24 protein-coding genes and 1 pseudogene are annotated in these 24,401 nt (G+C 60.4%); 9 read left to right on the top strand and 16 right to left on the bottom strand.

Annotation, left to right across the window (positions count from 1 at the left end; all coding sequences use genetic code 11):
• Nucleotides 1-92: 92 nt before the first annotated feature.
• Nucleotides 93-1,511 carry a pyruvate kinase gene (gene pyk / locus INF37_RS10830; RefSeq protein ID WP_235964306.1) on the top strand — a complete coding sequence of 473 codons (1,419 nt, stop codon included), beginning with the start codon at nucleotides 93-95 and terminating at the stop codon, nucleotides 1,509-1,511.
• A gap of 202 nt (nucleotides 1,512-1,713) precedes the next feature.
• On the opposite strand, the gene INF37_RS10825 is transcribed toward pyk, so the two are convergent.
• From INF37_RS10825 to trxB, 7 genes are all read right to left on the bottom strand, one after another.
• Entirely contained in the window at nucleotides 1,714-2,868 is a 1,155-nt protein-coding gene (locus tag INF37_RS10825) for a YibE/F family protein (RefSeq protein ID WP_193538272.1), read from the bottom strand.
• 88 nt (nucleotides 2,869-2,956) lie between these two features.
• Entirely contained in the window at nucleotides 2,957-4,816 is a 1,860-nt protein-coding gene (locus INF37_RS10820) for a purple acid phosphatase family protein (protein ID WP_193538270.1), read from the bottom strand.
• A gap of 220 nt (nucleotides 4,817-5,036) precedes the next feature.
• The gene (grdD, locus tag INF37_RS10815) at nucleotides 5,037-6,194 is read right to left on the bottom strand and encodes a glycine/sarcosine/betaine reductase complex component C subunit alpha (protein ID WP_193538269.1); all 1,158 of its coding nucleotides are present in this window, start codon (nucleotides 6,192-6,194) and stop codon (nucleotides 5,037-5,039) included.
• A gap of 13 nt (nucleotides 6,195-6,207) precedes the next feature.
• The gene (gene grdC, locus INF37_RS10810) at nucleotides 6,208-7,746 is read right to left on the bottom strand and encodes a glycine/sarcosine/betaine reductase complex component C subunit beta (protein WP_101691493.1); all 1,539 of its coding nucleotides are present in this window, start codon (nucleotides 7,744-7,746) and stop codon (nucleotides 6,208-6,210) included.
• A 167-nt stretch (nucleotides 7,747-7,913) separates the two neighbouring features.
• A complete protein-coding gene (gene grdA, locus INF37_RS10805) occupies nucleotides 7,914-8,384 on the bottom strand; it encodes a glycine/sarcosine/betaine reductase complex selenoprotein A (RefSeq protein ID WP_101691494.1) in 471 nt (156 codons plus the stop codon).
• Between the two features lie 63 nt (nucleotides 8,385-8,447).
• Entirely contained in the window at nucleotides 8,448-8,765 is a 318-nt protein-coding gene (gene trxA, locus INF37_RS10800) for a thioredoxin TrxA (RefSeq protein WP_101691495.1), read from the bottom strand.
• A 50-nt stretch (nucleotides 8,766-8,815) separates the two neighbouring features.
• Nucleotides 8,816-9,751: a thioredoxin-disulfide reductase gene (gene trxB / locus INF37_RS10795; RefSeq protein WP_101691496.1), complete on the bottom strand. Its 936-nt coding sequence runs from the start codon at nucleotides 9,749-9,751 to the stop codon at nucleotides 8,816-8,818.
• 411 nt (nucleotides 9,752-10,162) lie between these two features.
• On the opposite strand from trxB, the gene INF37_RS10790 reads away from it, so the two are divergent.
• The gene (locus INF37_RS10790; protein ID WP_101691497.1) at nucleotides 10,163-10,816 is read left to right on the top strand and encodes a TetR/AcrR family transcriptional regulator; all 654 of its coding nucleotides are present in this window, start codon (nucleotides 10,163-10,165) and stop codon (nucleotides 10,814-10,816) included.
• A 72-nt stretch (nucleotides 10,817-10,888) separates the two neighbouring features.
• On the opposite strand, the gene lepB is transcribed toward INF37_RS10790, so the two are convergent.
• The 4 genes from lepB to INF37_RS10770 are packed head-to-tail and all read right to left on the bottom strand — an operon-like array spanning nucleotide 10,889 to nucleotide 15,597.
• Nucleotides 10,889-11,497 carry a signal peptidase I gene (gene lepB / locus INF37_RS10785; RefSeq protein ID WP_235964305.1) on the bottom strand — a complete coding sequence of 203 codons (609 nt, stop codon included), beginning with the start codon at nucleotides 11,495-11,497 and terminating at the stop codon, nucleotides 10,889-10,891.
• On the bottom strand, nucleotides 11,494-13,755 hold the full coding sequence (locus INF37_RS10780; RefSeq protein ID WP_186963979.1) for an ATP-binding protein: 2,262 nt from the start codon (nucleotides 13,753-13,755) through the stop codon (nucleotides 11,494-11,496). Before INF37_RS10780 ends, lepB begins: the two co-directional genes overlap by 4 nt.
• Nucleotides 13,752-14,846, bottom strand: a complete 1,095-nt coding sequence (locus INF37_RS10775) for a metallophosphoesterase family protein (RefSeq protein WP_193538267.1) — start codon at nucleotides 14,844-14,846, stop codon at nucleotides 13,752-13,754. The genes INF37_RS10780 and INF37_RS10775 overlap by 4 nt, the downstream gene beginning before the upstream one ends.
• A 1-nt stretch (nucleotide 14,847) precedes the next feature.
• Nucleotides 14,848-15,597 carry a tRNA lysidine(34) synthetase gene (locus tag INF37_RS10770; RefSeq protein ID WP_193538265.1) on the bottom strand — a complete coding sequence of 250 codons (750 nt, stop codon included), beginning with the start codon at nucleotides 15,595-15,597 and terminating at the stop codon, nucleotides 14,848-14,850.
• A 270-nt stretch (nucleotides 15,598-15,867) separates the two neighbouring features.
• Between INF37_RS10770 and rplM the strand changes: the two genes are divergently transcribed.
• From rplM to INF37_RS10755, 3 genes are all read left to right on the top strand, one after another.
• Nucleotides 15,868-16,299 carry a 50S ribosomal protein L13 gene (gene rplM, locus INF37_RS10765; protein WP_101691502.1) on the top strand — a complete coding sequence of 144 codons (432 nt, stop codon included), beginning with the start codon at nucleotides 15,868-15,870 and terminating at the stop codon, nucleotides 16,297-16,299.
• Nucleotides 16,300-16,316: 17 nt separating this feature from the next.
• Nucleotides 16,317-16,721 (top strand): 30S ribosomal protein S9, encoded by a 405-nt coding sequence (gene rpsI / locus INF37_RS10760; protein ID WP_101691503.1) that lies wholly within the window; start codon nucleotides 16,317-16,319, stop codon nucleotides 16,719-16,721.
• 228 nt (nucleotides 16,722-16,949) lie between these two features.
• Nucleotides 16,950-18,305: a diguanylate cyclase domain-containing protein gene (locus INF37_RS10755; protein ID WP_193538263.1), complete on the top strand. Its 1,356-nt coding sequence runs from the start codon at nucleotides 16,950-16,952 to the stop codon at nucleotides 18,303-18,305.
• 67 nt (nucleotides 18,306-18,372) lie between these two features.
• On the opposite strand, the gene INF37_RS10750 is transcribed toward INF37_RS10755, so the two are convergent.
• Entirely contained in the window at nucleotides 18,373-19,362 is a 990-nt protein-coding gene (locus tag INF37_RS10750; RefSeq protein ID WP_193538261.1) for a biotin--[acetyl-CoA-carboxylase] ligase, read from the bottom strand.
• 135 nt (nucleotides 19,363-19,497) lie between these two features.
• Here INF37_RS10750 and yabP point away from each other — a divergent pair, with 135 nt between their 5' ends.
• From yabP to INF37_RS10735, 4 genes and pseudogenes are all read left to right on the top strand, one after another.
• On the top strand, nucleotides 19,498-19,785 hold the full coding sequence (gene yabP / locus INF37_RS10745) for a sporulation protein YabP (protein ID WP_101691506.1): 288 nt from the start codon (nucleotides 19,498-19,500) through the stop codon (nucleotides 19,783-19,785).
• A gap of 3 nt (nucleotides 19,786-19,788) precedes the next feature.
• Nucleotides 19,789-20,046 (top strand): annotated as a pseudogene (gene yabQ / locus INF37_RS16015) (spore cortex biosynthesis protein YabQ); the annotation flags it as partial.
• 235 nt (nucleotides 20,047-20,281) lie between these two features.
• Nucleotides 20,282-20,557 carry a septum formation initiator family protein gene (locus INF37_RS10740; protein WP_180956719.1) on the top strand — a complete coding sequence of 92 codons (276 nt, stop codon included), beginning with the start codon at nucleotides 20,282-20,284 and terminating at the stop codon, nucleotides 20,555-20,557.
• A 50-nt stretch (nucleotides 20,558-20,607) separates the two neighbouring features.
• The gene (locus INF37_RS10735) at nucleotides 20,608-21,057 is read left to right on the top strand and encodes a S1 RNA-binding domain-containing protein (RefSeq protein WP_193538259.1); all 450 of its coding nucleotides are present in this window, start codon (nucleotides 20,608-20,610) and stop codon (nucleotides 21,055-21,057) included.
• A gap of 58 nt (nucleotides 21,058-21,115) precedes the next feature.
• On the opposite strand, the gene INF37_RS10730 is transcribed toward INF37_RS10735, so the two are convergent.
• The 4 genes from INF37_RS10730 to INF37_RS10715 form a co-directional block, all read right to left on the bottom strand.
• A complete protein-coding gene (locus tag INF37_RS10730) occupies nucleotides 21,116-21,355 on the bottom strand; it encodes an RNA-binding S4 domain-containing protein (RefSeq protein WP_101691509.1) in 240 nt (79 codons plus the stop codon).
• A 70-nt stretch (nucleotides 21,356-21,425) separates the two neighbouring features.
• Nucleotides 21,426-21,740, bottom strand: coding sequence for an HU family DNA-binding protein (locus INF37_RS10725; protein WP_328821073.1), 315 nt, complete (start codon nucleotides 21,738-21,740; stop codon nucleotides 21,426-21,428).
• Between the two features lie 72 nt (nucleotides 21,741-21,812).
• Complete coding sequence (gene mazG, locus INF37_RS10720; protein WP_186963935.1) at nucleotides 21,813-22,601, bottom strand: nucleoside triphosphate pyrophosphohydrolase; 789 nt, start codon at nucleotides 22,599-22,601, stop codon at nucleotides 21,813-21,815.
• A gap of 37 nt (nucleotides 22,602-22,638) precedes the next feature.
• On the bottom strand, nucleotides 22,639-24,399 hold the full coding sequence (locus INF37_RS10715; protein ID WP_101691512.1) for a putative polysaccharide biosynthesis protein: 1,761 nt from the start codon (nucleotides 24,397-24,399) through the stop codon (nucleotides 22,639-22,641).
• Between the last annotated feature and the right edge of the window lie 2 nt (nucleotides 24,400-24,401).

The raw sequence follows: 24,401 nt of genomic DNA, 5'->3' as shown, positions 1-24,401 counted from the left end.
GCGTATTCTAAGGTATAATCAAGATAAGCAAGAATAGATAGACTGTTTTTTTGGAATTGAACTGCCATTTACATGGTTTGGAGGTAACTGCTTTGAGAAAGACCAAAGTGATCTGCACCCTCGGCCCCGCCGTTTCCAACGCGGAGATGATCCGCAAGCTGATCGAGACCGGCATGAATGCCGCCCGGTTCAACTTCTCCCACGGCACCCACGAGAGCCACCTGGCCCAGCTGAATATGCTCAAGCATGTCCGGGACGAGATGTGCGTCCCCGTGGCCACCATTCTGGACACCAAGGGCCCTGAGATCCGCATCAAGAGCTTTGAGCAGTATCCCGTGCAGCTGGAGCGCGGCCAGACCTTTACCCTTACCACCGATGAGATCGTGGGCAATGCCGAGCGTGTCTCTGTCACCTACACCAACCTGCACAACGAAGTGGGCCCCGGCTGCCGCATTCTGGTGGACGACGGCCTCATCGAGCTGCTGGTGGAGAAGGTGGAGGGCCACGACATCGTCTGCACCGTGGAAAACGGCGGCCCGCTGTCCAACAACAAGAGCATCAACATCCCCAATGTGAGCATCCTGCTCCCCTCTCTCACCGAAAAGGACAAGTCCGACCTGAAGTTCGCCGCTGAGAACGACTTTGACTTTGTGGCCGCCTCCTTTGTGCGGAAGGCCAGCGACGTGGAGGACATCCGTGCCTGCCTGAAGGAGTACGGCGGCGAGCACGTGCGCATCATCTCCAAGATCGAGAACCGGGAGGGCGTGGACAACCTGGAGGAGATCATTGCGGCCTCCGACGGCATCATGGTGGCCCGCGGCGACCTGGGCGTGGAGATCCCCGCCCACGAGGTGCCCATCCTCCAGAAGAAGATGATCAAGGCCACCATCCGCCAGGGCAAGCCCGTCATCACTGCCACCCAGATGCTGGATTCCATGATCCGCAATCCCCGTCCCACCCGCGCCGAGGTCTCCGACGTGGCCAACGCCGTGTTTGACGGCACCTCCTGCGTGATGCTCTCCGGTGAGACCGCCTCCGGTAAATACCCCGTGGAGGCCCTCCAGACCATGATCGACACCGTCACCGCTGCCGAGGGCTCCATCAACTACTGGAACCGCTTCCGTCAGCGCCACGTGCTCACCGGCATTCAGGGCATCAACGACGCCATCACCCACTCCTGCTGCCTGACCGCCATGGATCTGGACGCCACTGCCATCCTGACCCCCACCCAGTCCGGCCATACCGCCCGGGTGATCTCCCGCTACCGTCCGGCCTGCCCCATCCTGGCCATGTGCCCCAATGAGCGCACCCGCCGCCAGCTGGCCATCTCCTGGGGCGTGCACTCCTACCTGACCGGCGACGTGGACTCCACCGACCGCCTCTTCTCCATGGCCGTGGAAGTGGCCGTGAAGGAGGACGCCGTGCAGAAGGGCGACACCGTGGTCATCACCGCCGGCGTGCCCATCGGCAAGAGCGGCTCCACCAACCTGATCAAGGCCCAGACCGTCTAAACATCCATCACCTCTGCCGGTTCGGCAGCGGTTGGATCAGGCCCGTATTATAAGCTGAATATAAATAAAATCCCTTAAGGGGACCCAGGCGATTGCATTCTTTCCCGGGTCCTTCTTAAGGGATTTTTTAATGTTACCGCCTTTTCTGCTGCCAAAATATATCCCCCACCCAGCATGGGAGGGGGATATAATCAGATCTGTTTTACGGCTGCTCCGTTCCGCGCTTTTTTTCTCTCCAGGTATAGAGGAGAACTGCCAGGCACACCGTCACTGGTACGCTCAGTACGATGCCAAAGCTGCCAGAAAGGCCCTGCATGATAGCGATTCCAATGTTGTTGGAGTTTATGATTTGCTGATAGGGCAGATCATAGGCATAGTCCAGCAGCAGCATCGAAACGCTGCCGCCTGCAAAGGCCAAAATCAACGTGTTGGAGTCCGTGCCCATCATATCCCGCCCCACATGCATCCCAGCCTTAAAAAGTGCCCGTTTAGACAGGGAGGGATTTTGTTGATGGATCTCGGAAATCGCGCTGGCAATGGACATAGCCACATCCATTACCGCCCCCAAACTGGAAATGAGAAGCCCCGAGAAGAGGAGCCCTCCCACTTGAATGCCGTTCACATTCCAGAGGGTAAGGAGACTCTCAATGTCGGACACGTTCCAGCCGCTGATGCCGCTGGCCCAGCTGAAGCATGTGGCCGCCACCCCTGCGATGACCACCCCGGCTACCGTACCACCGGTGGCGACCAGTGTTTTTTTGGTGGGTCCTCCGATCAGATACATGGTCACCACGGTGGTCACCACACACAGCCCCACCGACACCCAGAAGGGGGAATACCCTCTGTACACCAGGGGCAAGTAGAAAAAGAGGATACACAAAAAGGTGAAAATCAACCCCAGAGCGCCCTTAAGGCCCTGTTTCCCGCCAACCAGCACCAGCACCACCAGATAGAGGGCGGCAAAGAGGTACAGGACCCCCTCGCGATCCTGGCTGTACACGCTGGTAATGGTGGACTCCCCTGCCACACTCTGCAGGACCACCACTTTCATACCTACAGTGCAGCCCGCGCCGAAGAGATAGCCGGAAGAACTGGTTGTCTCCAGCTCCTGTCCAGCCCGGACGCCGGTCGTCATGCGCACCATCACCCGCTGTTCGCCCACCCGGCTGCCGTCAGGCATGAGATTATCCTGGAGAATCTGGGTGACTACACCCTTCTCAAAGGTCTGACCCTCCCGGGAGACCAGCGGCACTTTGTCTACCCGGTTGATCGATACAACAAAAGCCACAAAGACTGCCAAAAGGAGAAGTGGCACGCCCCAGCGGAGCAGGAAGTGGGAAAAGGTTCTCTGTTTCATGGCAAAACTCCGTTCTTGTAGCACAGCGGCCTCTGCGCACCAGGCGCGGAGGCCGCTGTCTGTCGGTTGATTCAGGGCTTGGCGTTTTTTACAGGTTTACACCCAGAGTCGCCAGGAAGGACGCAGACACGTAGTAGTTGCCCTCGGCCAGCACGGCGTTGGTGGAGACAGTCTTGCCGTCCACCGTGATATTCAGCGCAGAAGCAGCGCCGGAAGCGGGGGTCCCGGTGGGCACAGCGCCGGTGTAGGCCTTACCGGTATTGACGACCACGCCGTTGTCCCACTGTACATCAAACTGGTTGTCGGTGCCGGAAACGGAGGCAGCCACGTCGCGCAGGCGGTAGTAGGTCTCTCCCTCCACATCCAGAGTGGCGGCGGACACACCGTCCGCAGTCTTGCGGATGGTGAAGGTATCGTCGATCTTCTCTGTCTTGCCGTCGTCGGTGATCTGGTAAGTATCGATGGTGAAGGTGTCCTCACTCAGGGAAATGACGGAATAGCTGGGCAGCCAGTTCTGGCTGCGCTCGGCCACATAGTCCTGCTGGGAGGCAATGAGCTCATAGAACTTCGAGCCAGAGGCCGAGTTCGCGGTCATGTAGAGGATTCCCTTGGGGTTCGTCACGGTGTTGCCGCTGGTGCTCTCAATGGTATAGCAACCGTTGTCGGCCTGGAAGGCATCGTGAGCGGCGGTACCGGTGGTGTCACCCTCCTCGGGGTACAGAGGGATCTTCTCGTCAGTCTGGGTGTTGTAGGCGTTGTCCCAATCGTAGTCGGTGCCCTCGTCGTTCAGACGGAACTCATAAGTGCCGTGGGTCTGACCGTCACCGTAGAGCATCTTGGTACGGCTGTAGGTATGGTCATGGCCCTGGAGCACCACGTCGATGTCGTACTCATCGAAGATGGGGGTCAGCTGGGTGCGCAGGATCATGCCATCCGTGTCGGAGTGATCCAGGCCGGAGCCATAGATGTCCTGGTGGATGGTCACGATGCGCCACTTGGCATCAGGGTTAGAGGCGATCGCCTCCTGGATGGCCTTCTCGTGCTCGGCCACGTTGTAGTTATTGGTGTTGAGGACGATGAACAGACCCGCACCATAAGAATAGTAGTAGTCGCCGCCGGCCTGCGTCTTGCCATACTCCGTGGTGTTGGGGTTATTGAAATGGTACATATAGTCGGCGTTCAGAGAATCATGGTTGCCGATGGTGGTCGCCACAGGCAGGCTGGCCAGAGCGCTGGCGCTCAGGTAGCCAGCATATTCCTCCTCCTTGGCCTTACCGGTCTTGTTGACCTGGTCGCCGGCGGAGATGATGAAGTTGAGGTCAGGGTTCTGGGCAGTGGCAATATCCAGGGTACGGTCCCAGGCAAAGCTGTCATTGCGGGCCGCCAAATTACCCGCACCGGAGTCGGCAGTGAGCGTCACATCTCCCTGGGTCTGACCCTTGGAGGCGCCCACCTGGGGATCGCCCACATAGAGAATCTTCAAGGTGGAGAAGTCCTGGGTCTGATAGGTAACCACGTCGGACTGGACGCCATTGCGCTCCACGGTGTAGTAATAGGTGCTGTTGGCCTGAAGCCCGGTGACGGTGACATGGTTGTACTGGTAGGCCACGCCGTCGGTGAGCGCGGTGTCCACCGCATCCGCCGTACCGGTAAAGGTCTTCAGATTCTCCTTGTCGGTGCCAAAATGGACCACGGGAGTGGCGGCTTTGCCGTCCTCCACCTTGCTGTACCAGGCGAAGTTCAGCTCGGTCTCATCGGCGCCGGGGGTCAGGGAGACCTTGGTGTAATCAGTGGCGACGGCGTCCCACTGGGCGACCCATGCGTTCCAGGCCTCGCTGCCGCCGGTCACGCTGGAGTCATTGTAGGGAGAGGCCAGGGCCAGAGGGGCCGCCCCCATCAGAAGAGAGCCGGTCAGGACGCCGGCCAGGACCTTTTTGCTCATATTCATGTCCAGATTACTTCCTTCTTTTCTCAAGTATACAGCTTATTTTGCAACTGCAATTGGCAGTATAGCACCCCATTTTCACCTTTTCAAGAATAGTTTCAGAATCTTTTCACGTATTTTACACAGTTTTTTCATTTCTTAGAAACAAAAACCGACCCCTAGGCATTTACGCCCAGGGGTCGGTTGGAATCCCTCAATCTGTGAATAAACTATGCAATTAAATTCAGGACACGAAGCCGGCGGCCTTGAGGATCTCCACGGCGCGGTCCTTGTTGGCCTCGGACACGCGGACGATGGGACCAGTGCAACCCATGCCGTCCTCGGCGTAGATCTTCTCCTTCCACAGAGCCTTCACGGCATCCTCCAGGTCCATGACCTCGATGCCGGGGATCTGGGCGGTGACGATCTCCTTGGGAGGAGCCACCACGTCCTCCGCGGGAGCGGCGGACTTGTTGGCAGCGACCTTGCGCTCAGCCAGGAGCTTCTCCAGGCCGGCCTTCTCGGCGGCGGCGAACTCGGCGGCAGCCACCTCGAACACCTTGCCCCGCACCAGCTGGGCGGCGTAGTTGATGGCGCCGGCGATCACGGGAGCGCCGGAGGCACGGGAGATAATCATGACCAGACGGTCATAGCCCTTGCCGATGCCGGGGCCGTAGCCGTAGCCCACGGCCTCGTAGCTGCCGCCGGTGCAGGCGGAGGAGAGCATCTTGGAGAGGATGTTGCCGGTGAGGGAGTCGGTGACCATCACGTCGGCGGAACCCATGAGCACGTCGTTGCCGCGCATCACGCAGCCGCCATCAGCACGGGCAGACTCGGCAAAGGTGATGGGGTAGCCGTTTTCCTTCAGGGTCTTGAGGGCACCCTCGGTCTGACGGGCGCCGTCCACGTTCAGGATACCCACGGTGGGGTCAGCCACGCCGCAGGCCTTGGCAGCGATGATGCCGTAGATGGCATTCTTGATCATGCCCTCGATCCGGTCGGTGGAGGAGGTGCCGGTGGTGTTGGCGATGAACATCTCATGGCCCTTGCCGGGGGTGACGGCGCGGCCCACGGTGGACACACCGATGGGGAAGGGATAGTGCATGGTCACAGCGCCGTCCACGGCGCCGGTCTCCAGCAGCTCTTCCATCTTCTTGTGGGCCTCGTCCTCGTCGGCCACGGGAACGGTGGTGACCTCAGGATGGGTGATGGTTCCGATGAAATACACATCGGCGCCGGCGCGGGCGGCCTTGACGGCGCCCTCCATCACGGTCTCTTCGCCGTGCTCACTGCCCATGGCGGTGACGGCGATCTTGGGCTTAGCGCCGAACGTGCCGGTCTCCAGGCCCTCGGCGATGGCCAGGAAGGTGTCGGCAATCAGCTTTTTCGTCTTGTCAGCCATTGCGTCTCCCTCCTTACTCGTCGTCCACAGCCAGAGTGGCGGCGAACTGACGGAAGGACTCGGCGATGAGCTTCTTCACCTTCTCGGTGGATACGCCGCCCTCTTCCACTTCACCGCTGTTCTTGCGGATGACGAAGGACACGCCGTCGAAGAGGTTGGTCATACGGCCCAGGAACAGGGAGCCCTTGCCGATGATCATGGCGGTGTTCAGCTCGCCGGCGAGCATCTCGTCGCGGGCGGGGCCGATGAAGGGCACGCCGGAGGGGATGTGGCCCTGGGTGGGAGCCCAGCCCACCAGACCGTGCTTGGTCAGGAACTCGGGCATGGCCTTCTTGTCCAGGTCGCCGTTCTTGACCGCCAGAGCGGCGATCATCTTGTAGTTGGCCAGAGGCACATCACCGGCGCCGGCGGGCTTGGTGATGTCGGGGTTCTGCATCTCGGGGGAGTACTTGTCGATGTCGGTGATCTTCAGACCGGCGCGGGCCAGAGGATCGGCCACCAGAGAGCCGATGACGGCCTGAGGAGCGGAACCGGTGCCCACGGTGTGGCGGCCCAGGATGGACAGGTCGATCTCGGGGTTCACGCCGTCGTTCTGGGAGATGACCACGGCGAAGCCGCCCAGCATGTCCTCCAGGATGGGCAGGCCCTTCTTGACGTGGTCCTTACCGTTCATGCCCAGCTTAGCGGTGCAGCCGCCAGCGGTGACGATAACGGTCTTGTAGGTGCCGGCCTTGACCAGAGAGGCGGCCTCCACAATGGCGTGAGCAGGACCGGCACAGAAGCCGCGGGTATCGGAACCGGTGGCGTTGGGCAGGCCGGCGATCTCAGCAGCCGCCTTTGCGAAGTTGCCGCCGCCGCGCTGGTTCATGTCGCCGCAGGCCTCCTCACAGCAGTCGATGACGTACTCGACCTCGGACTTGTCGATGCCGGCGTTCTTCACGGCATGCAGCAGAGCCAGCACGCTGGAGGCCTTGGACACCAGGTTCTCGTGCATGACATGGGCGGACAGGTTCACGTCGATGTCGTGGGCGCGCTTAACACAGCCCACCAGCTTGTTGTTGTGGTACAGGCCCTCAGCGTGCTCCTCGTTCACCAGGTGCTCGATCTCGCTGATCTCCACACCCTCGTTCAGGCGGCCCACCATCTCCTCGTCAAAGAGGGGATGCTCGGCGATGGCAGCCTTGTGCTCGGCCACAAAAGCCTTCTCCAGCTTGACCACGTCAAAGCAGTCACAGATCTGCATCAGCAGCAGGAACTCGGCCTGGGGCATGATCTCGCCGTACTTGCCGTGGCGATCGGTAACGGAGCACTTCATGTCCACCCAGGAGGTGCCCTGCTCAGCCAGCTGAGCGGGGGTCACATTGCCGATATAGGTCTGGTTGGGCCAGTAGGCCAGCACATCCTGGAAGCTGCGCAGGTGGCTGGGCAGCTCCTTGAGGTACTCGCTCTCAGGATTGACCACGCGCTCGGTGGTCTGGGTGGTGCCGTTGTGGATCACCATGTCGGGAGTATGAACCAGGATATAGCCGGTTCCCTTGACAACACTGTTCATGTGAATAACCGCCTTTCCATCTATGGCTGTAATAATGCGCATCGTTTCGCGCGGGGATACGTCGTTTGCGTTTCGGGATGAGAGATACCCGGAAACTGCCGGAATAACGACAAAAGTGGTGACAGGGCGCGCCGCGTCCTACCACCACTTTTGTGTTCACAGCGCAATTAGTACTTGCAGTACTGATCACGGATGGACTTCATCTCATTGATGATCTCATCCACGTCCAGAACCATTTCCATCATGCTGACCTGCTCATCGTATACGGCGGGATCAACTTCATCTTTGATCTCGGGCTCGCACACATGATAAACCTTGAGTCCCAACGAGACTCCAGTCAACGGACCGGCGAAAGTGGGGTCGCCTGCGGTGACGGTCTCAGCCGCCAGACCGGAGGCCTCCGCCTCGGAAGCGCCCAGAATAACGATAACGTTCTCGGGGCCGAATTCCTCGGAGAAGTCCTTAACCCGCTTCTGATTCTCCAGATCCATTGCACCAGCGCTGGTTCACACAAAGCACTCGGTGGAGCTGAACACGACCTCAGCACCGGCGGTCTTCACGCACTCGGCGATGGCAGGACCGGGGATACCGTCGCGGTCACCAATGATGATGGCCTTCTTGCCTTCCAGCATTCCCATGGTGTTTCTCTCCTTCCTTTGTAGATTTATAGCAAGGGCGGATGCCCATACTACACAAGAAAATTAGATGTTGGCCTCGACCATGGCCTTGACAGCCTCGGGAGTAGCCTCTTCCTTCACGCAGGAAGCGATCTGAGCGCCGTTCTCGTAGATGGCGATCACGGGCAGACCCAGCACCTTCTGGGCAATGGCCAGACGGCGGGCCTTGGTGGTGTTCAGGGCGCAGAACTTGATCTTGTCGCCATACTGCTCGGCCAGCTCATGCACGTGGGGCATCAGAGCCTGGCAGGGCACGCAGCCGTCGCCGTAAAAGTCAACGAGGACCTTGCCCTCGGCCTTCAGCACTTCTTCCTCGAAGGTTTCCTTAGTCAGTTCCAGCATGGTAATATACCCCTTTCATTGTTCGGTGCGGCGGCTGCCGCGCCGTTCATTTACTCGTTGATGAACTTCTCAGCCTGCATGGCGGCGATAGCGCCGTCCGCAGCGGCGGTGACCACCTGGCGCAGGCTCTTGACACGGATGTCGCCGGCGGCGAAGACGCCGGGGATGTTGGTGTGCATGTTGTCGTCGGTCTTGATGTAGCCGTTCTCCATCTCCAGGATGCCGTCAAACAGCTTGGAGTTGGGGTTGTAGCCGATGAAGCCGAACACACCGAACAGGCCGTCCTCGGGATCGGCCTCGATGGTGGTGAGCTCGCCGGTCTTGACGTTCTTCACGACCATCTTGCTCAGCAGCTCGTCGCCGTCCACGGACTGCACCACGGTGTCCCACAGGAAGTGGAGCTTGGGATTGGCAAAGGCCTTCTCCTGGATGCTCTTGGCGGCACGCAGCTCATCGCGGCGATGGATGATGGTGACCTTGCGGGCAAACTTGGTCAGGTACATGGCCTCTTCCACGGCGGAGTCGCCGCCGCCCACCACGAAGACCTCGAAGTCCTCAAAGAAGGCAGCGTCACAGGTGGCGCAGAAGGAGATGCCCTTACCGATAAACTTGGCCTCATTCTCACAGCCGATGGGCTTGGGGAACGCGCCGGTGGCCACGATGACGGCCTTGGCACGATACTCATTCTTGGCGCTCTTGAGGACCTTCACATCGCCCTCCAGCTCCACGCTGAGAATGGTGTCGTTGGCGCGCTCAGCGCCGAACTTCTTGGCCTGCTCGGTCATACGGGCGATCAGGCTGGGGCCGCTCTCACCCTCGACCATCTGGCCGGGATAGTTCTCAATCTCATCGGTGATGGCGATCTGACCGCCATCCTTGCCCTTCTCAATAATGAGAGTGCTCAGACGGCTGCGACCGGCGTACAGACCGGCGGCCAGGCCGGCGGGGCCGGCACCCAGAACGATCACGTCATAAATCTTATCCATGGTATGATGCCTCCTACAAACTTCCATTTTGGATCCTGCGGGACATAAACGTGTGTGGACGGCGCACAAGAAGGCATCACTACACCTAAGTAAAATGCCTAAAAATGTTTCTTTCCCCATCACGCATTTTATTGAAACGATCAATTCTTTCAGCGTGATTTTATAATGCTTTTTCAAGAAAGTCAAGAGCTATTTTTTTGCCCCCAATGGCAAAAACCCCTTTTAAATCGCGGTTATTAAAAAAATAAATGAATAATCATCTTGATTATATTTGATTGGCGCGGTATAATGAATTGGAAAGTGCTCCGCTCTCCGGAATCATACTTATAAGTTCATTTTCTATCCCATCAAGGCAGAACGATACCATGCGCAATTTTGTGCGCCACTGGTGAACTTTAAGGAGGCATTATCATGGCAAGACCCCCTTACCGGGCCGAACAGCGCAATCAAATTTTCGCCTGTTTTATCAATGCGGCCAGCGAGTTAATGGAAAATGAGGGTATGGAATCCCTCACCCTGCGCCGGGTAGCCAAGCGGGCGGGCTACAACAGCGCCACGCTCTACAACTACTTCAAGGACCTGGACCATCTGACGGTCTACGCCTCAATGAAATATTTTGAGGATTACAACCGGAACCTGGCCCGCTATCTGGCCGACGAGCAGGATGCCTTCCAGCGTTTTCTGTTCATGTGGCGCTTCTTCTGCGCCTCGGCATTCCGCCATCCCCACGCCTATTATAACCTCTTTTATGGAAAGTACAGCGGAGAGCTCACCGAAATCATCCACGCCTACTACGAGGTCTTCCCGGAGGAGTTGGGCGAACTGGATGACAGCGTGCTGGAGATGCTCACCTGCGGCTCTCTGGTGGAGCGCAACTGGCAGATGCTCCAGCCCGTTCTGGAGGGGGCCTCCCTCTCGCTGGAGGAGCGGGAGTCCATGAATGAGATCATTCTCTACTGCTTCAAGGAGCTGCTCACCCAGAAGATCCAGATGGGCGACGCCCTGGATAACCAGACCCTGATTGAGCGGCAGCTCAGCTACATCCATGTGATCCTCCGCCGCTGATGTTGCTGATTCTGTCCGTATGCGCCAAGATGCGCCCGCCGGCCAAGGCCGACGGGCGCATCTTTTTGATTTCTATTCCAATAGACCGAAGTCGGACAGGGGCAGCACCACCGCGATGACCCGCCCCAGAACATACCGCTCATCCACCACGCCCAGCAGCTCATTGCGGCTGTCATCGGAGTGATTGCGGTTGTCCCCCATCACAAAAATACTCCCCTCGGGGACCGTGACCTCTGTAATGGTGCGCAGGGATCCCTCGGGCGGGTGCTCCATCGCCTCATTGAGATAGGGCTCCTCCAGGATCTCCCCGTCCACCGTGACCGTACCGGCATCATAGTCGATGGTTACATGCTGTCCGCCCACCGCAATGACCCGTTTGACAATGGGACCGTTGATCTTTCCAAAGGGCTTTGTCAGCACCACCACATCGTGCTGCCGGGGCTGATAGCTGATACTCTGGAGCAGGACCATATCTCCGTCCCGGAGGGTGGGCTCCATGGAGCTGCCATCCACGCCCACGACCCGGCCTACAAAGGTAAAGACCAGAATCAGGGCAATGAGCGCCATGACCAGCGCCTGGAGCCAGAAATACAGGTCCAACCGAAGTGCCTGACCATTGGTCAGCCCCTCCTCCTGGCCAGCCTGGTTCATCATGGCCTCCCCTCCTTCTGCGCCGTTCATACCAGATTACTCCCTTCGCCCCGCGAAGACAAGGGAATATGCTGGACGTCGTAGGCGTCGGAGAGATAATTTCCCTCCCGGCTGTGGCAGGTAAAGAGAAGGATCTGCCGCTCTCTGCCCAGAGAGCGGAGCACATCCAGGGCCAGCTTCATCCGGCCGTCATCAAAGTTGGCCAGCGCGTCGTCCAGCACCAGGGGCGCGGCATTGGCATCGGGCAGCGCCAGCTCACACACCGCCAGGCGTACCGCCAGGTAGAGCTGATCGGCCGTTCCCCGGGAGAGGGAGAGCACCCGCCGGGGCAGCATCCCATCCCGCTCCTCCGCCATGGCCTCAAATTCCCGGGTGAGGGTCACCCGGTCATAGCGGCCGCCGGTCAGGCGTTCCATCAGCTCCCCGGCGCGCTCGTTGAGGGCGGGGGCAAAGCGCGCCTGCATGGAGCGGTTGGCCTCCTCCAGTCCCTCCAGGGCCAGAGTGATGGCCTCATACTCCTGCCGGCGCAGGGCCAGCGTCTCCTGGGCCCGCTCCAGATCTGCCTGGGTCTGGGCAGGATCGCCCAGGGTCTTGAGCTCTCCCTGGGCCATGGCCAGCACGCTGTTGAGCCGCCCGATCTCGCCCTCCACCGCGCTCAGCCGCACAGCGGTATAGGTGCCGTCATACCGGGGCTCCACATCGGGGACCGCTTCCGGGACCTCCTGGGGAGCGGGCAGGCGCTGGACCAATTTTTCCGCACCTTCCCGCCGGATGGCCGCCTGTTCCAGCTTCTCCTGGAGGAAGAGGGCCTTGGAGATGGCCGCCGAGAGAGTAAAGGCGTCTTTCGCCCCAGGCGCAAATCCCTGCACCAGCGGCAGGACCTGGGCCCGCAGGCGCTCCCGCTCATTTTTCAGATCAATGAGCGTCTGCTCGGCATTCTGCCGCTCCCGCTCCGCCTCATGGGCGCTCTCCCACCCAGCACGGTATTCCCGCGCCAGGGCCAGGATTTCCTCCGAATCCTCCACGCCGTACCAGGTGAGGATCTCTTCCCGCTCCTCCTGGATAGTGGCAGCCTGCCGCTTGAGCCGGACATTCTGGACCAGCAGAATGATCCCCCCCACGAGCAGCAGCGCCGTGCCCAGGAAAGCAAAGGGGGTCAGCAATACCCCTGCGGCAGCCGTTGCAAGGGCTCCGGCCAGCAGCAGAAGCCCCGCAGCAAGGGTTCCCCCGGAGGCCGGCTCCTCCAGATCCACCTCGTCGGCGTCCAGATTGGCTTTGTCCCATGCCTCCTGGGGCGACATCCCCGCAAAGAGGGGGTCGGAGGCCTCCTGCCGGGCCTGATTGGCGGCCTGGATGGCCGCCTCATAGTCCCGCTCGGCCTGCTTGAGCTTCTGCTCCACATTGCGCAGCAGGTTGAGCTCCTCCTGGGTCCGGCGCAGGACCTCCCGGTCGGGGGTCATTCCGTCCCTGCGCAATTCCGCGCGGTACTTCTCCTCCTCGGCACGGGCCTGAGAGAGCTCTGACTGGGCCTGCTCCCAGGCAGTACGTTTCTTTTGCTCCGCCGCCGCCTTGTGATAGGCCAACTCCACCGCCAGGGTGTCCCGCTCCCGCCGGAGCCCGTCCAGACTCAGCAGGGCCTCCTCCGCGGTGCGATGGGCCTTGGACTGCCGCCCGGCGGCCTCGTTCAACTCTGTGATGGTCTGCTCCAGCTCGGGGATCCAGCCGGTCTTGTTGTGCTTGCGCCGGTTGAGCCAGTCCTTGAGCTTCCGCTCCACCTGGGCCCCCGACACATCCTCCTCTCCCGAGGAGACCAGCGCGGAGATGCGCTTTTCCAGCGCCGGAGAGCCGTCCACCGCAGTGGCTCCCTGTCCCACAAAGGCCGAGCGCTCAAAGACCTCCCGGGGCGCCCCGATGAGGGTCTCTCCCACATTTTCCGCCGTCAGCTCGGGAATGGGCTCCCCCGTCCGGGTGTCCACCGCCTCAAACTTGCCGAAGGGCACCGTGCGGTTCTGGCTGCGCAGAAGAGTGATGAGACGCCCGTTCCACTCGATCTCCATACGCCCCTCCATGGCCGAGCCATTCCAGGGCTGATAGCGGTTTTTCTCGGCGATGAAGCCCTGCCGGTCCCGCTCCTTGGTGGGGATACCGTAGAGCATGGCCCGGATAAAGGCCGACCAGGTGGATTTTCCCGCCTCATTGGGGGCCTGGATCAGGTTGAGCCCCTCTCCCAGCTCCAGCGTCTCGTTCTGAAGCCGCCCAAAGGTGGCTGTCATTCGTTTGATCTTCATTGCGGCTCCTCCCGATTCTCCAGTGCGGCCAGGCCAAAGCGGGCTGCCCGCTCCACAGCGGCCCGGGCCTCCTCGTCATGGGCCTCCTCCAGCCGGCGGCGCATGGCGCGCAGGAAGAGCCCGGTCAGGGTATCCTCCTCTGCCCGGGCCCACAGGTCCTGGCGCATCCGGGTCTTGTCCCGGACGGAAACACTGTAATAGTGGGGGCGGGCCAGGGCCCCCAGCTTCTCCAGGTCCAGCCCCTCCATGCCCCGCTCTCCGGTGAGGAGGATGCGGCAGAAGTCCGGGCTCTCCCCCTCCGGAAGGGCCTCCCGCAGGGCCTCCTCCGGCATCCGGGCGGTCACATCCACCTCCCGGATCAGATAGCGCCGGGAACATAGCGGCACAAAATCCATCTGTACATTCCCCTGCTCCACGCTGCCGCAGAGGACACCCTTGTCTCCCAGCTCGTCAAAACCCCGTCCCTCCGGACAGCCGGGATAGGCCCAGACGGTGGCTCCGGCGCGGCGGGGACCGATCCGGGCATGGATGTGCCCCAGCGCGGCATAGTCCAGCCCGCTCCCGGCCAGATCCTCCTCGGTAATGGGGCCGTAGGTACTGTTGGGTGTGCCGTCGGCGTGGAGGACCAGCAGGTGGATCTTCCCGTCCTCCGGCGCATGGAATCCCTCCAGCACCCGGTCACTACGGTGCGCCCCGGTAAAGGCCGCACCGTAGACCGTACATCCCAGTTCCGGGAGCTCCACGGTCTCCAGGTGCGGCTCGGTGAAGATATGGACATTCTCCGGCCATTCCAGCGCCGCGTAGGGGGAGCGGGCCGACCAGAAATCGTGGTTGCCGGGGGCAATGAATACCTGTCCCCGGATGGAGCCCAGGGCCTTCTCCAGGGCCTCCAGGGTCTCCCCGTAGATCTCCGCTCCGTCAAAGAGATCCCCCGACAGGAGGACCAGATCGGCTCCCTCCCGGTTGGCCAGATCGGCCAGGCGGAAGAGCAACTCCCGCTGCTCCGCCCGGCGGCCCGCCGCCTTCTCCGGCGGCAGCGCGTGGAAAGGGGCGTCCAGGTGGAAATCCGCCCCGTGGATCACTTTCAGCATGTCAGTCCTCGTCCTCCTCCAGCGGCGGCATTCTCCGGTGCTCCACCGGGCCCCACTCGGGCAGGGGCAGCCGCTGCATGGCCCCGAATACCCGGCTCTTCAGATTGGGATAGCGCTCCCCCAGCTCCTTCACCAGATCCTTGACCTCCTGCCGCTTGGTGAATCCGTTGGCGGGACAGGGATTGTGCACCACCGGGAGCCCCTCCCGCTGGGCCACATGGCGGATATGCCCCTCCCCGCAGTAGAGCAGGGGGCGGATCTGGGAGATCCCCGTCCGGTCCAGCCAGGTCACCGGCTGAAAGCAGGACAGCCGCCCCTCATAGAACAGAGAGAGGAAGAAGGTCTCCACCGCATCGTCGAAGTGGTGTCCCAGCGCGATCTTATGGATGTCCCGCTCCAGCAGGGCGGTGTGAAGGGCCCCCCGGCGCATCTTGGCGCACATGGAGCAGGGATTTTTTTCTTTCCGCACATCAAAGATGACATGGGCGATCTCCGTCGGAATGCAGGTATAGGGCACATCGATCCGCTTGCAGTATTCCGCCACCGGCGCAAAGTCCATGCCGGTCCCCATGTCCAGCGTAATGGCCTCCACGGTAAAGGGCTTGGGGTAGAATTCCCGCAGCCGGGCCAGGGCGGCCAGGAGCACCAGGGAGTCCTTTCCCCCCGACACACCCACCGCGACCTTGTCCCCCGGCTGTATCATGTCATAATCCTCCACACAGCGGCGGACATAGGATAGGATTTTGTTCATAATGTCCCTCCCGGATGAAAATGCAGAACTTTTCGCGCGCATTAAAAGAAAAATCGAAAGTAAGCAATCAAGAGATTTCGAGAGCTTTCAAGAGAAAAAAAGAGCTTTTTACTTTTTAAATAAAAACTGCCCAAAAACGCCTTGACACCGGCCAAACACTGTAATATAATGCAATACGCTCCGTTCGTAGGTTCTATTCTACACGCGGGGCATGTGTTCTGTAAAGCCAAATTTCATCATAGAACTTGAAAGCAAATTGGAGGTTTCACCATGTCCACTTTTATGGCCAACAAGGGAAACATCGTCCGCAAGTGGTATATCCTCGACGCGGCTGGTAAGCCCCTGGGTAAGACCGCTGCCGCCGCTGCCACCCTGCTGCGCGGCAAGCACAAGCCCGAGTACACCCCCCACGCCGACTGCGGTGATTTCGTGGTCATCATCAACGCCGAGAAGGCCATCCTGACCGGCAAGAAGCTGGAGCAGAAGTACTATCGCACTCACTCCGGTTATCCCGGCGGCCTCAAGGAGACCAAGTACCGCCTGCTGATGCAGGACAAGCCTGAGCTGGCCATGAAGCTGGCCATCCGCGGCATGATGCCCCGCAACATCGTGACCAAGGACAGCCTGACCCGCCTGCACATCTACCGCGGCGCGGAGCACCAGCAGACCGCTCAGAAGCCCGAGCCCTGGGCTTTCAACTAAGCAGGAGGTAAACGAGAATGTATAAGAGCAAGAAGCCTTACCTGTACGGCACCGGCCGCCGTAAGTCCTCCGTGGCCCGTGTGCACCTGTTCCCCAACGGCACCGGCTCCATCACCATCAACGGCCGTGACATCGACGAGTACTTCGGCCTGGAGACCCTGAAGCTCCTGGTCCGTCAGCCTCTGGCTACCACCGACACCCTGGGCAAGGTGGACATCGTTGCTACCGTCACCGGCGGCGGCGTGACCGGCCAGGCCGGCGCCATCCGTCACGGCGTCTCCCGCGCTCTGCTGGAGATGAACCCCGAGTTCCGCGCCGCTCTGAAGAGCGCCGGTTTCCTCACCCGCGATCCTCGCATGAAGGAGCGCAAGAAGTACGGCCTGAAGGCTGCCCGCCGCGCTCCCCAGTTCAGCAAGCGCTGATTTTTCCCTTTGGATTTTCAAAAATGCCGCCCGTTCCGGGCGGCATTTTTTGCATTTCCTAGATTGGGGTCCCGCAAGATCGCATGGACGCCGTAACCGTGTAGGCAGTTTGCTTTCCCGTTTCCCGACCTTCCATATAAACTTGCTTTTCCTATCTGTATTTAGTATAATTGTAAATAAACTCTTGCGTTTCGCGCATCTACCATTCATTATTAGGAGAGCCATATCATGCTGGGAACCAACTTATCGACCTCCTCCCCCGTATATCAGTCTCTCTGCGCGTTTTTTGACGCCTATCTTGTCCGCCGCGATCTGGATGCCGCCCTTGCCCAGGTCACAGAGGATATTTACAGTCTTGGAACCGGTGTTCACGAGGAAGCCCATGGCCGGGCCGAATTTGCCGCCCTGCTCCAGGAGGAATTGCACTCGGAACCAAACCCCAATCATTATCAGATCCATTCCTATTGGGAAAAAGAAGTCGCCCCGGGGATTTACAGCTGCCTCTGTCAAATCGAGGTTTCCGCCGAGGTCCCCGGTGAGGGCCGCGCCTACTTTTCCACCCGTCTTACGGCCGGCTTTCGGGCCGAGGAGGGCAAATACCGGGCCTTCAGCCTGCACATGTCCTGCGCCAATCCCATTCAGCAGGAGCGGGAATTTTTCCCGCTCCATTACGCCGCTCAGGAACTGAAAAAAATGAATGCCGACTCCCAGAGCAAACTCGCCGAGCTCTTCAATGAAATCGTACCGGGCGGCATCATGGGCGGCTATCTGGAGCCGGATTTTCCCCTCTACATCATCAACGACCACGCCCTGGATATGTTGGGCTATACTTATTCGGAATTCTGCGCCGACACAGAGGAAAAGATCGCCAACACGATCCATCCCGATGACCTCCCCGGCGTGATCCGGGCCATCGCGGATAGTTTTGCCGCCAGTGACAAGTACGATGTGGAATACCGCCTGCGCAAAAAAGACGGCTCCTATCTTTGGGTCCACGACGTGGGGCGAAAGATCGTCACAGAGGAAGGGCGCCCCGCGATCATCAGCGTCCTGGTGGATATTTCGGAACGGGTGGCCTATCAAACCCTTCTGAAGGACAATTCCATCCGGGATTTCCTGACCGGGATCTATAACCGCCGGGGCGCAGAGGAATGCATGTCCGCCCTCCTGACGGCAGAGCAGGCGTCCTATGGTTTCCTGCTGCTGGATCTGGACGATTTCAAGCAGATCAACGACCGCTTTGGCCATGCGACCGGAGACCGGGTACTCCAGATGGCTGCGGCACAGCTGCGGGCCCATTTCCCGGATGGCATCTGTGCCCGTCTGGGTGGGGATGAATTTGTGGTCCTGGTCCCCAACCTCTCCGAGCTTGAAGTCTTTCAGCTTCGCACCCAGTCTCTCTGTGAGGCCTATCGGAAGAGTCTGTCCACCCTCTGTGCAGGCCATCAGGCCGGCATGAGTATTGGGGGACTCTTCTTCCACCAGTCTCGTTCCTTTTCTTCCCTGTATGTCCAGGCGGATCAGCTGCTCTATCAGGTCAAACACCACCGGAAGGATGGGATCTGCATCCACTCCCTCCCCTGAGCTCCTGCCCCGCGATATGCGATACAAAAGCCGGCAGGCCGGAATGATTCCGGCCTGCCGGCTCTTCTCATACATAACCAAGCATGCCCCGCACAGAGACTTCGCCCGCGTTGACGACCTCCCGCCGTCCGTCGCTCCGGCGGACCACCAGCTGGAAATCCTCGTCGATCTCTTCCGCCACACCGGTCCAGCTCTCGCTGCCCCGGAGGATCCGCACCTCTTTCCCCAAGGTCACACAGTCCCTCCGGTACTGCTCCAAATAACGCTCCCTACTCCGGGGAAACTCCGCCCGCAGGGTGTCCAGCGACCGGAGCAGCGCCGCTGCCAGCTCCGCCCGGCGGGGTGGATGTTCCAGGATCTCTCCCAGCGACACGGCCAGAGGCGCTACCTCCGGCCCGAAGTCCTCGGCGGTCTGGGAGACATTGATCCCCACGCCGATGACCACATACTGGGGCTGGACGCCCTCGCCCTCCATCCCCAGCTCCGTGAGGATGCCGCACAGCTTCCGCCCATTCCAGACGATGTCATTGGTCCATTTGATGCCCGGACGGAAGCCGCAGACCTCCTCCACCGCATCGCAGACCGCCACGCCGGTCCAGGCCGTGAGCCAGAGCAGCTCCCGCAGGGCACTCTCCGGCCGCAGGAGGACCGAGAGGTATAACCCCTTCCCCGCCGGGGAGACAAATCCACGGCCCCGCCGTCCGCGGCCCGCCGTCTGCTGATCTGCCAGCACGGTCAGGCCCTCCGCGGCACCCTCCAGCGCCCGGCGCTTGATCTCACTGTTGGTGGAGTCCACCGTATCCAAGCATATTAGTTCCCGGCCCAGAACGCACCCCGCCAGACTTCCGGCCAGCTCTCCCGCAGAGATCCGGTCGGGGGAGGCCTCCAGCTGATAGCCCCGATTGGGCGCGGACGAGATGAGATAGCCCTCGTCCCGGAGGGCACTCACAGCCTTCCAGACGGCCGCCCGGCTCACACCAAGCCGCTGGCTCATCTCCTCCCCGGACTGGGGCCCCTCCCCCTCTTTCAGCAGTTTCAGCACATCTTCCCGGAGCATATCGGTTCCTCCTTCTCGTTTCCATTGCTCCCATTGTACCTGCTGGCAGGGACTTACGTCAACTCCCTCCCGGGCATATCCTCTCCTGTCGTTCCATATACATAGTAGCAAGATTTGGGAAAGGCGGGATGTACCATGGCATATGACGAAGCACGCCCCGGTGCGGATGTGCTCCACCACATCATTCTCGAAGGGCGGGAGCAGCTTACCGTCTCCGGCGTGGAAGAGGTGGAGAGCTTTGACGAAAACAGCATTGTAATGGATACCATCAAGGGTGTTCTGATCGTGCGGGGGGAGAACCTCCACATTGAAAAGCTCAGTCTGGACGGGGGCGATCTGAAAGTAGAGGGCAGCATTGACTCCCTGACCTACGAAGAACGCCGGAATGCACAGGGCGGTCTCTTTGCCCGCCTGTTCCGCTGAGCCATGGGTGTCTCCATTTCCGGCCAGCTCACCGCCCTCCTCTCGGCCCTGGGCCTGGGCCTGGGGACCGGGATGGTGTATGACTGCTTCCGCATCCTCCGATGCCGGTGCCGGTGGCGCTGGCTGGGCGGTCTGCTGGATTTTCTCTTTTGGCTTCTGGTGACCCTTGGCCTCTTCCTCCACGCTCTGGATACCGGCGGCGGGGTCCTCCGCTTCTACATGGTGGCCGCCGTACTGGGCGGCGCCATCGGCTACTTCCTGCTGCTCAGTCCTCTGTTTCTCTTTCTGGGTTACCGGATGGCTGATTTTGCCGGCATTCTCTTTCGTCTGGCGGTCTCTCCTCTGATCCTTCTGCGGCGGATCCGTAAAAAAATAGTACAGAACACAAAAAAGAACTTCCATTATCGCCGGAAATGGTATAGAATAAAGCTACTAATCGGTGAAATGGATGATGCCGTGCCCCGCGGGGCCGCGCAGCGAAAGGGGGGCGGAGCCCATGAAGACAAAACCGGCGGGATTTCTGACCAAACTGGTCGTGTTTGCCCTGTTGGTGGTCACCGCAAGCGCACTGCTCAATCTGCGCACCCAGATTCTCAGCGCCCAGGCGGAGCGGGACGCACTGCAGGCGGAGCGGGATGCTCAGCTTCAGATCAACGCCGATCTGCAGGACGCCGTAGACAACAGCGACGATCCCGACCGTCAGGCTGACATGGCCCGCACCAAGCTTGGGCTGGCTGCTCCCGGCGATCAGGTCATCCTGTTCACCGACTGACGCGGGCCTTGTGTCCCCGTTTTAACTTAAAGGAGGATATTTCAGTCAGTATGGAGTTCGGTGTTGGTTCGATTCTGGAAGGTAAAGTAACAGGTATCACAAAGTTCGGTGCGTTCGTGTCCCTGCCGGAGAACAAGTCCGGTCTGGTCCACATCTCGGAAATCGCTTATTCCTATGTCAGTGATGTCAAGGACCATCTGAAGGAGGGACAGGAGGTCAAGGTCAAGGTCATCGGGATCGACGAGAACGGCCGGATCAATCTCTCCATCAAGAAGGCTATGGATCCTCCTCCCCGTCCCGCCGGTGGTCCCCGTCCCGGCGGACGGCCCAATGGCGCCCCCCGGGCGGCCGGCGGAGGCGCCGGATTCCGCCGTGCGGCTCCCCAGGAGCCCACTTCTTTTGAGGATCGCCTCAAGCAGTTCATGCAGGCTTCGGACAGCAAGCTCTCCGAACTGCGCTATATGGACAAGCGTGGTTCCCGCCGCGGCGGCCGAAAGTAAAAAAATATATCCCGCTCCGGTGCGACCGGAGCGGGATATTTTGTTTCTGGTGCGCTTCTTACAGCTCCCGGTACATGGCGGGGGCATCGGCCTTCCCCACGTGCTCGGCCACGGTGAGGACCTGCACCTTTACGGTGCGCTCTCCAAACCGCAGCTCCAGCACATCCCCCTCCTTCACGTCGTAAGACGCCTTGACGGGGCGGCCATTGGCTGTGACACGCTGGTTGTCACAGGCCTCATTGGCCACGGTACGGCGCTTGATGAGACGGGAGACCTTCAGCCATTTGTCCAGACGCATCCGCATACCTCCTCTTCCAGCTGCACAGCGGCCCCGGGCAGATGCCCGGGGCCGCGATCCGTTTCAATGCTTACTTGGAAACAGCGTCCTTGAGGGCCTTGCCGGGCTTGAACATGGGCAGCTTGGAGGCAGGGATCTCAATGGGCTCCTTGGTCTTGGGGTTGCGGCCGGTACGGGCGGCGCGGTTCTTCACCTCGAAGGAACCAAAGCCCACCAGCTGGATCTTGTCGCCCTCGGTCAGGGCGGCAGTGATGACGTCGATGGCAGCGTTCAGAGCGCTCTCCGTATCCTTCTTGGACAGGCCGGACTTCTCGGCAGCGGCGGCGATGAGTTCAGTTTTATTCATGGTTTTTTCCTCCTGTGCATTGTTGCGGGCGGGTTTCACCCTGTATCCTAAAAGCGGCTTCCAGGTGCGCGAATCGCGCCGTTCCCTCTCTGGGCCGGAAGTCTCCCGCTTTTATGCGTGTTTCGCGCGCTCCCAGAGCGCGTCCAGCTCCGCCAGGGACATCTCCTCCATGGGGCGTCCCTCGGCCTTGGCCTGAGCCTCCACCTTGCGGAACCGGTCGATGAATTTATCGGTGGCCTTTGTGAGCGCCTGCTCCGTGTCCACCTTCACAAAACGGGAGACATTGACTGCGGAAAAGAGCAGGTCCCCCAGCTCCTCCTCGATGTTGGAGCCCTCGGCCACGGCGGTCTTGAGCTCCTCGATCTCCTCGGAGAGCTTGTCCAGCGCACCGGAGACATCCGGCCAGTCAAATCCGGCCTTCTTCGCCTTCTTCTGGACCTTCTCGGCCCGCCACAGGGCGGGCAGGCTCCGGGCCACGGCAGAGAGGGCATCCGTGTTGGTCTTCTGGCCCTTCTCCTTGCGCTTGAGATCCTCCCAGTTGGAGAGGACCTCCCCGGTGCCCGACACCTTCACATCCCCAAAGACATGGGGATGGCGGTAGATGAGCTTCTGACAGATCCCATCCGCCACACCGTCCAGGTCGAAGCGTCCCTGCTCCTCCTCCATACGGGCGTGGAGAACGATCTGGAGCAGGACATCTCCCAGCTCTTCCCGCAGGTGCTCGGCGCTGCCCTCGTCGATGGCCTCCACCGCCTCATAGGCTTCCTCCAGGAAGTTGCGGCGGATGGACTCGTGGGTCTGCTCGGCATCCCAGGGGCATCCTCCGGGGGCCCGGAGGATGCGCACGATCTCTTCTAAATCTTTTACCGTATAGTGCTGCTTGTATTCAAAATCTACCATATTTTCATTCCTCCTGCAACAGCTCCCACACTTCATTTTAATGAATGTGCAGAATCTTTGCAAGTTTCTCTCCCTTGGGCATGAGTTCCAAATCTTCCCTGGAAATCACACGCAGGGCCAGTACCAGCACCAGATAGAGCACCACGCCCACGCCGATGGCCACGGCCACCGCCACGGCATTGTCCAGGAAGCCGAGCTGATCGCCGCCCAGGATGCGCTCCATCATTCCGTAGACTGCCCATACGCCGCCGCCCATAATGGCCGCCGCGATGACCGGCTTCACAAAGACTTTTGTATAGCTGGGTGCGCTGGGGACCCGCGCCTTGATGATGAGCAGGTTGAGCACTGCCGCAATGGCAAAGCAGCACAGGGTGCCCACCGGCGCGCCGTAGATCATGATGTTGGGGTTGCCCACCAGCGTATAGTTGACCAGGATCTTCACCACGCCGCCGATCACCACCGTGACGATGGGCAGGTTCACAATGCCGTTGGCCTGCAGGATGGAGGTGGCAATGAGCTGCACGCACACGAAGATGGACGCCAGTCCCAGGATGGACAGCAGAGGACCGGCAATGGTGTAGTCCGTGCTGCCGCCGGTGAGCAGGCGGATGATGGGCTCACCCAGGACAAAGAGTCCGGCGCCGGCCGGAAGGGCCAGGAGCGCGGCAAAGCGCAGAGCCGACTCGGAGACCTTCCGGGCCTCCAGGTCATTGCGGCGGGCACGGGCCGCCGACACGGCGGGGATGATGCTGGCGGTGAGGGGCACCATCAGATTGAAGGGCAGGTTGTAGATGCTCATACACTTCTGATAGGCGCCGTACAGTCCGCGGGCAGAGTCCAGCACCGGGACCACGCTGGGATCGGTCAGGGCAGCCTGCATGTTCTGCTGGAGGATCAGGACCGCCTTGTTGCCGATGTCAAAGAGTCCGCGCACGCCCTCGGTGACCGTGGGCCCCGCGTCCTGGATGCTCTGGAACACATTCTGAAGCTGTCCGTTGACCAGGTTGGTGTCAATGAGCGTCACAATGGCGCTGGTGGAAGAGCTGATGGTGATGGGGATGGCCAGCTTCAGGAGCCGCCCCAGGATCACCTTGGAGCTGTCCGCCCGGTCGGTAAAGGGACCGGGGCGCAGCCGGTTGGTGCGCCGGTGGTTGAAGAACAGATAAAAGACCGACAGGATGCTGCCCACCGACACGCCCGCGATGGCGCCCACCGCCATCATCCGGTCGCCCAGATCGGCGGGCTGGATGGCCAGCGAGCCGATGAAGAGGGCCAGCCCCATGCCGATGATCAGCTTGGAGAGGTTCTCGGTGACCTGGGAGATGGCCGTCGGCATCATATTCATATGCCCCTGGGCATAGCCCCGGAAGGCCGAGCAGCAGCAGGTACAGAGCACCGCCGGCGAGAGGGCCACCACACACCACACGGCCTTCTCGTTCTGAAGGGCATAGGTGGCCACGGGCAGCGCAAAGACCGACATACAGATAAAGCTGAACAGGCCCATGGTCAGGAAGGCAAAGAAGGCCACCTTGAAGACCTTCTGCACCTGATTATACCGGCCCAGAGCATTGGCCTCCGACACGGTCTTGGAGAGGGCCACGGGCAGTCCTGCGGTAGAGATCGTCAGGAAAAAGGAATAGATGTTGTAGGCCGCGCCAAAATCGCCGTAGGCCTCATCGGACAGGATGATGCCCAGCGGGATCTTATAAATGGCACCGATGACCTTGATGATGATGGTACTCACCATCAGCACGGCCACACCGCCGAAAAAGGTATTTTTTTTCTGCTGACTGGACAACG

This window comes from Pseudoflavonifractor gallinarum (assembly GCF_014982855.1).
GTDB lineage: Bacteria > Bacillota > Clostridia > Oscillospirales > Oscillospiraceae > Pseudoflavonifractor_A > Pseudoflavonifractor_A gallinarum.
The sequence above is the reverse complement of the archived record's forward strand: the minus strand, read 5'-3'. Positions and strand labels throughout refer to the sequence as shown.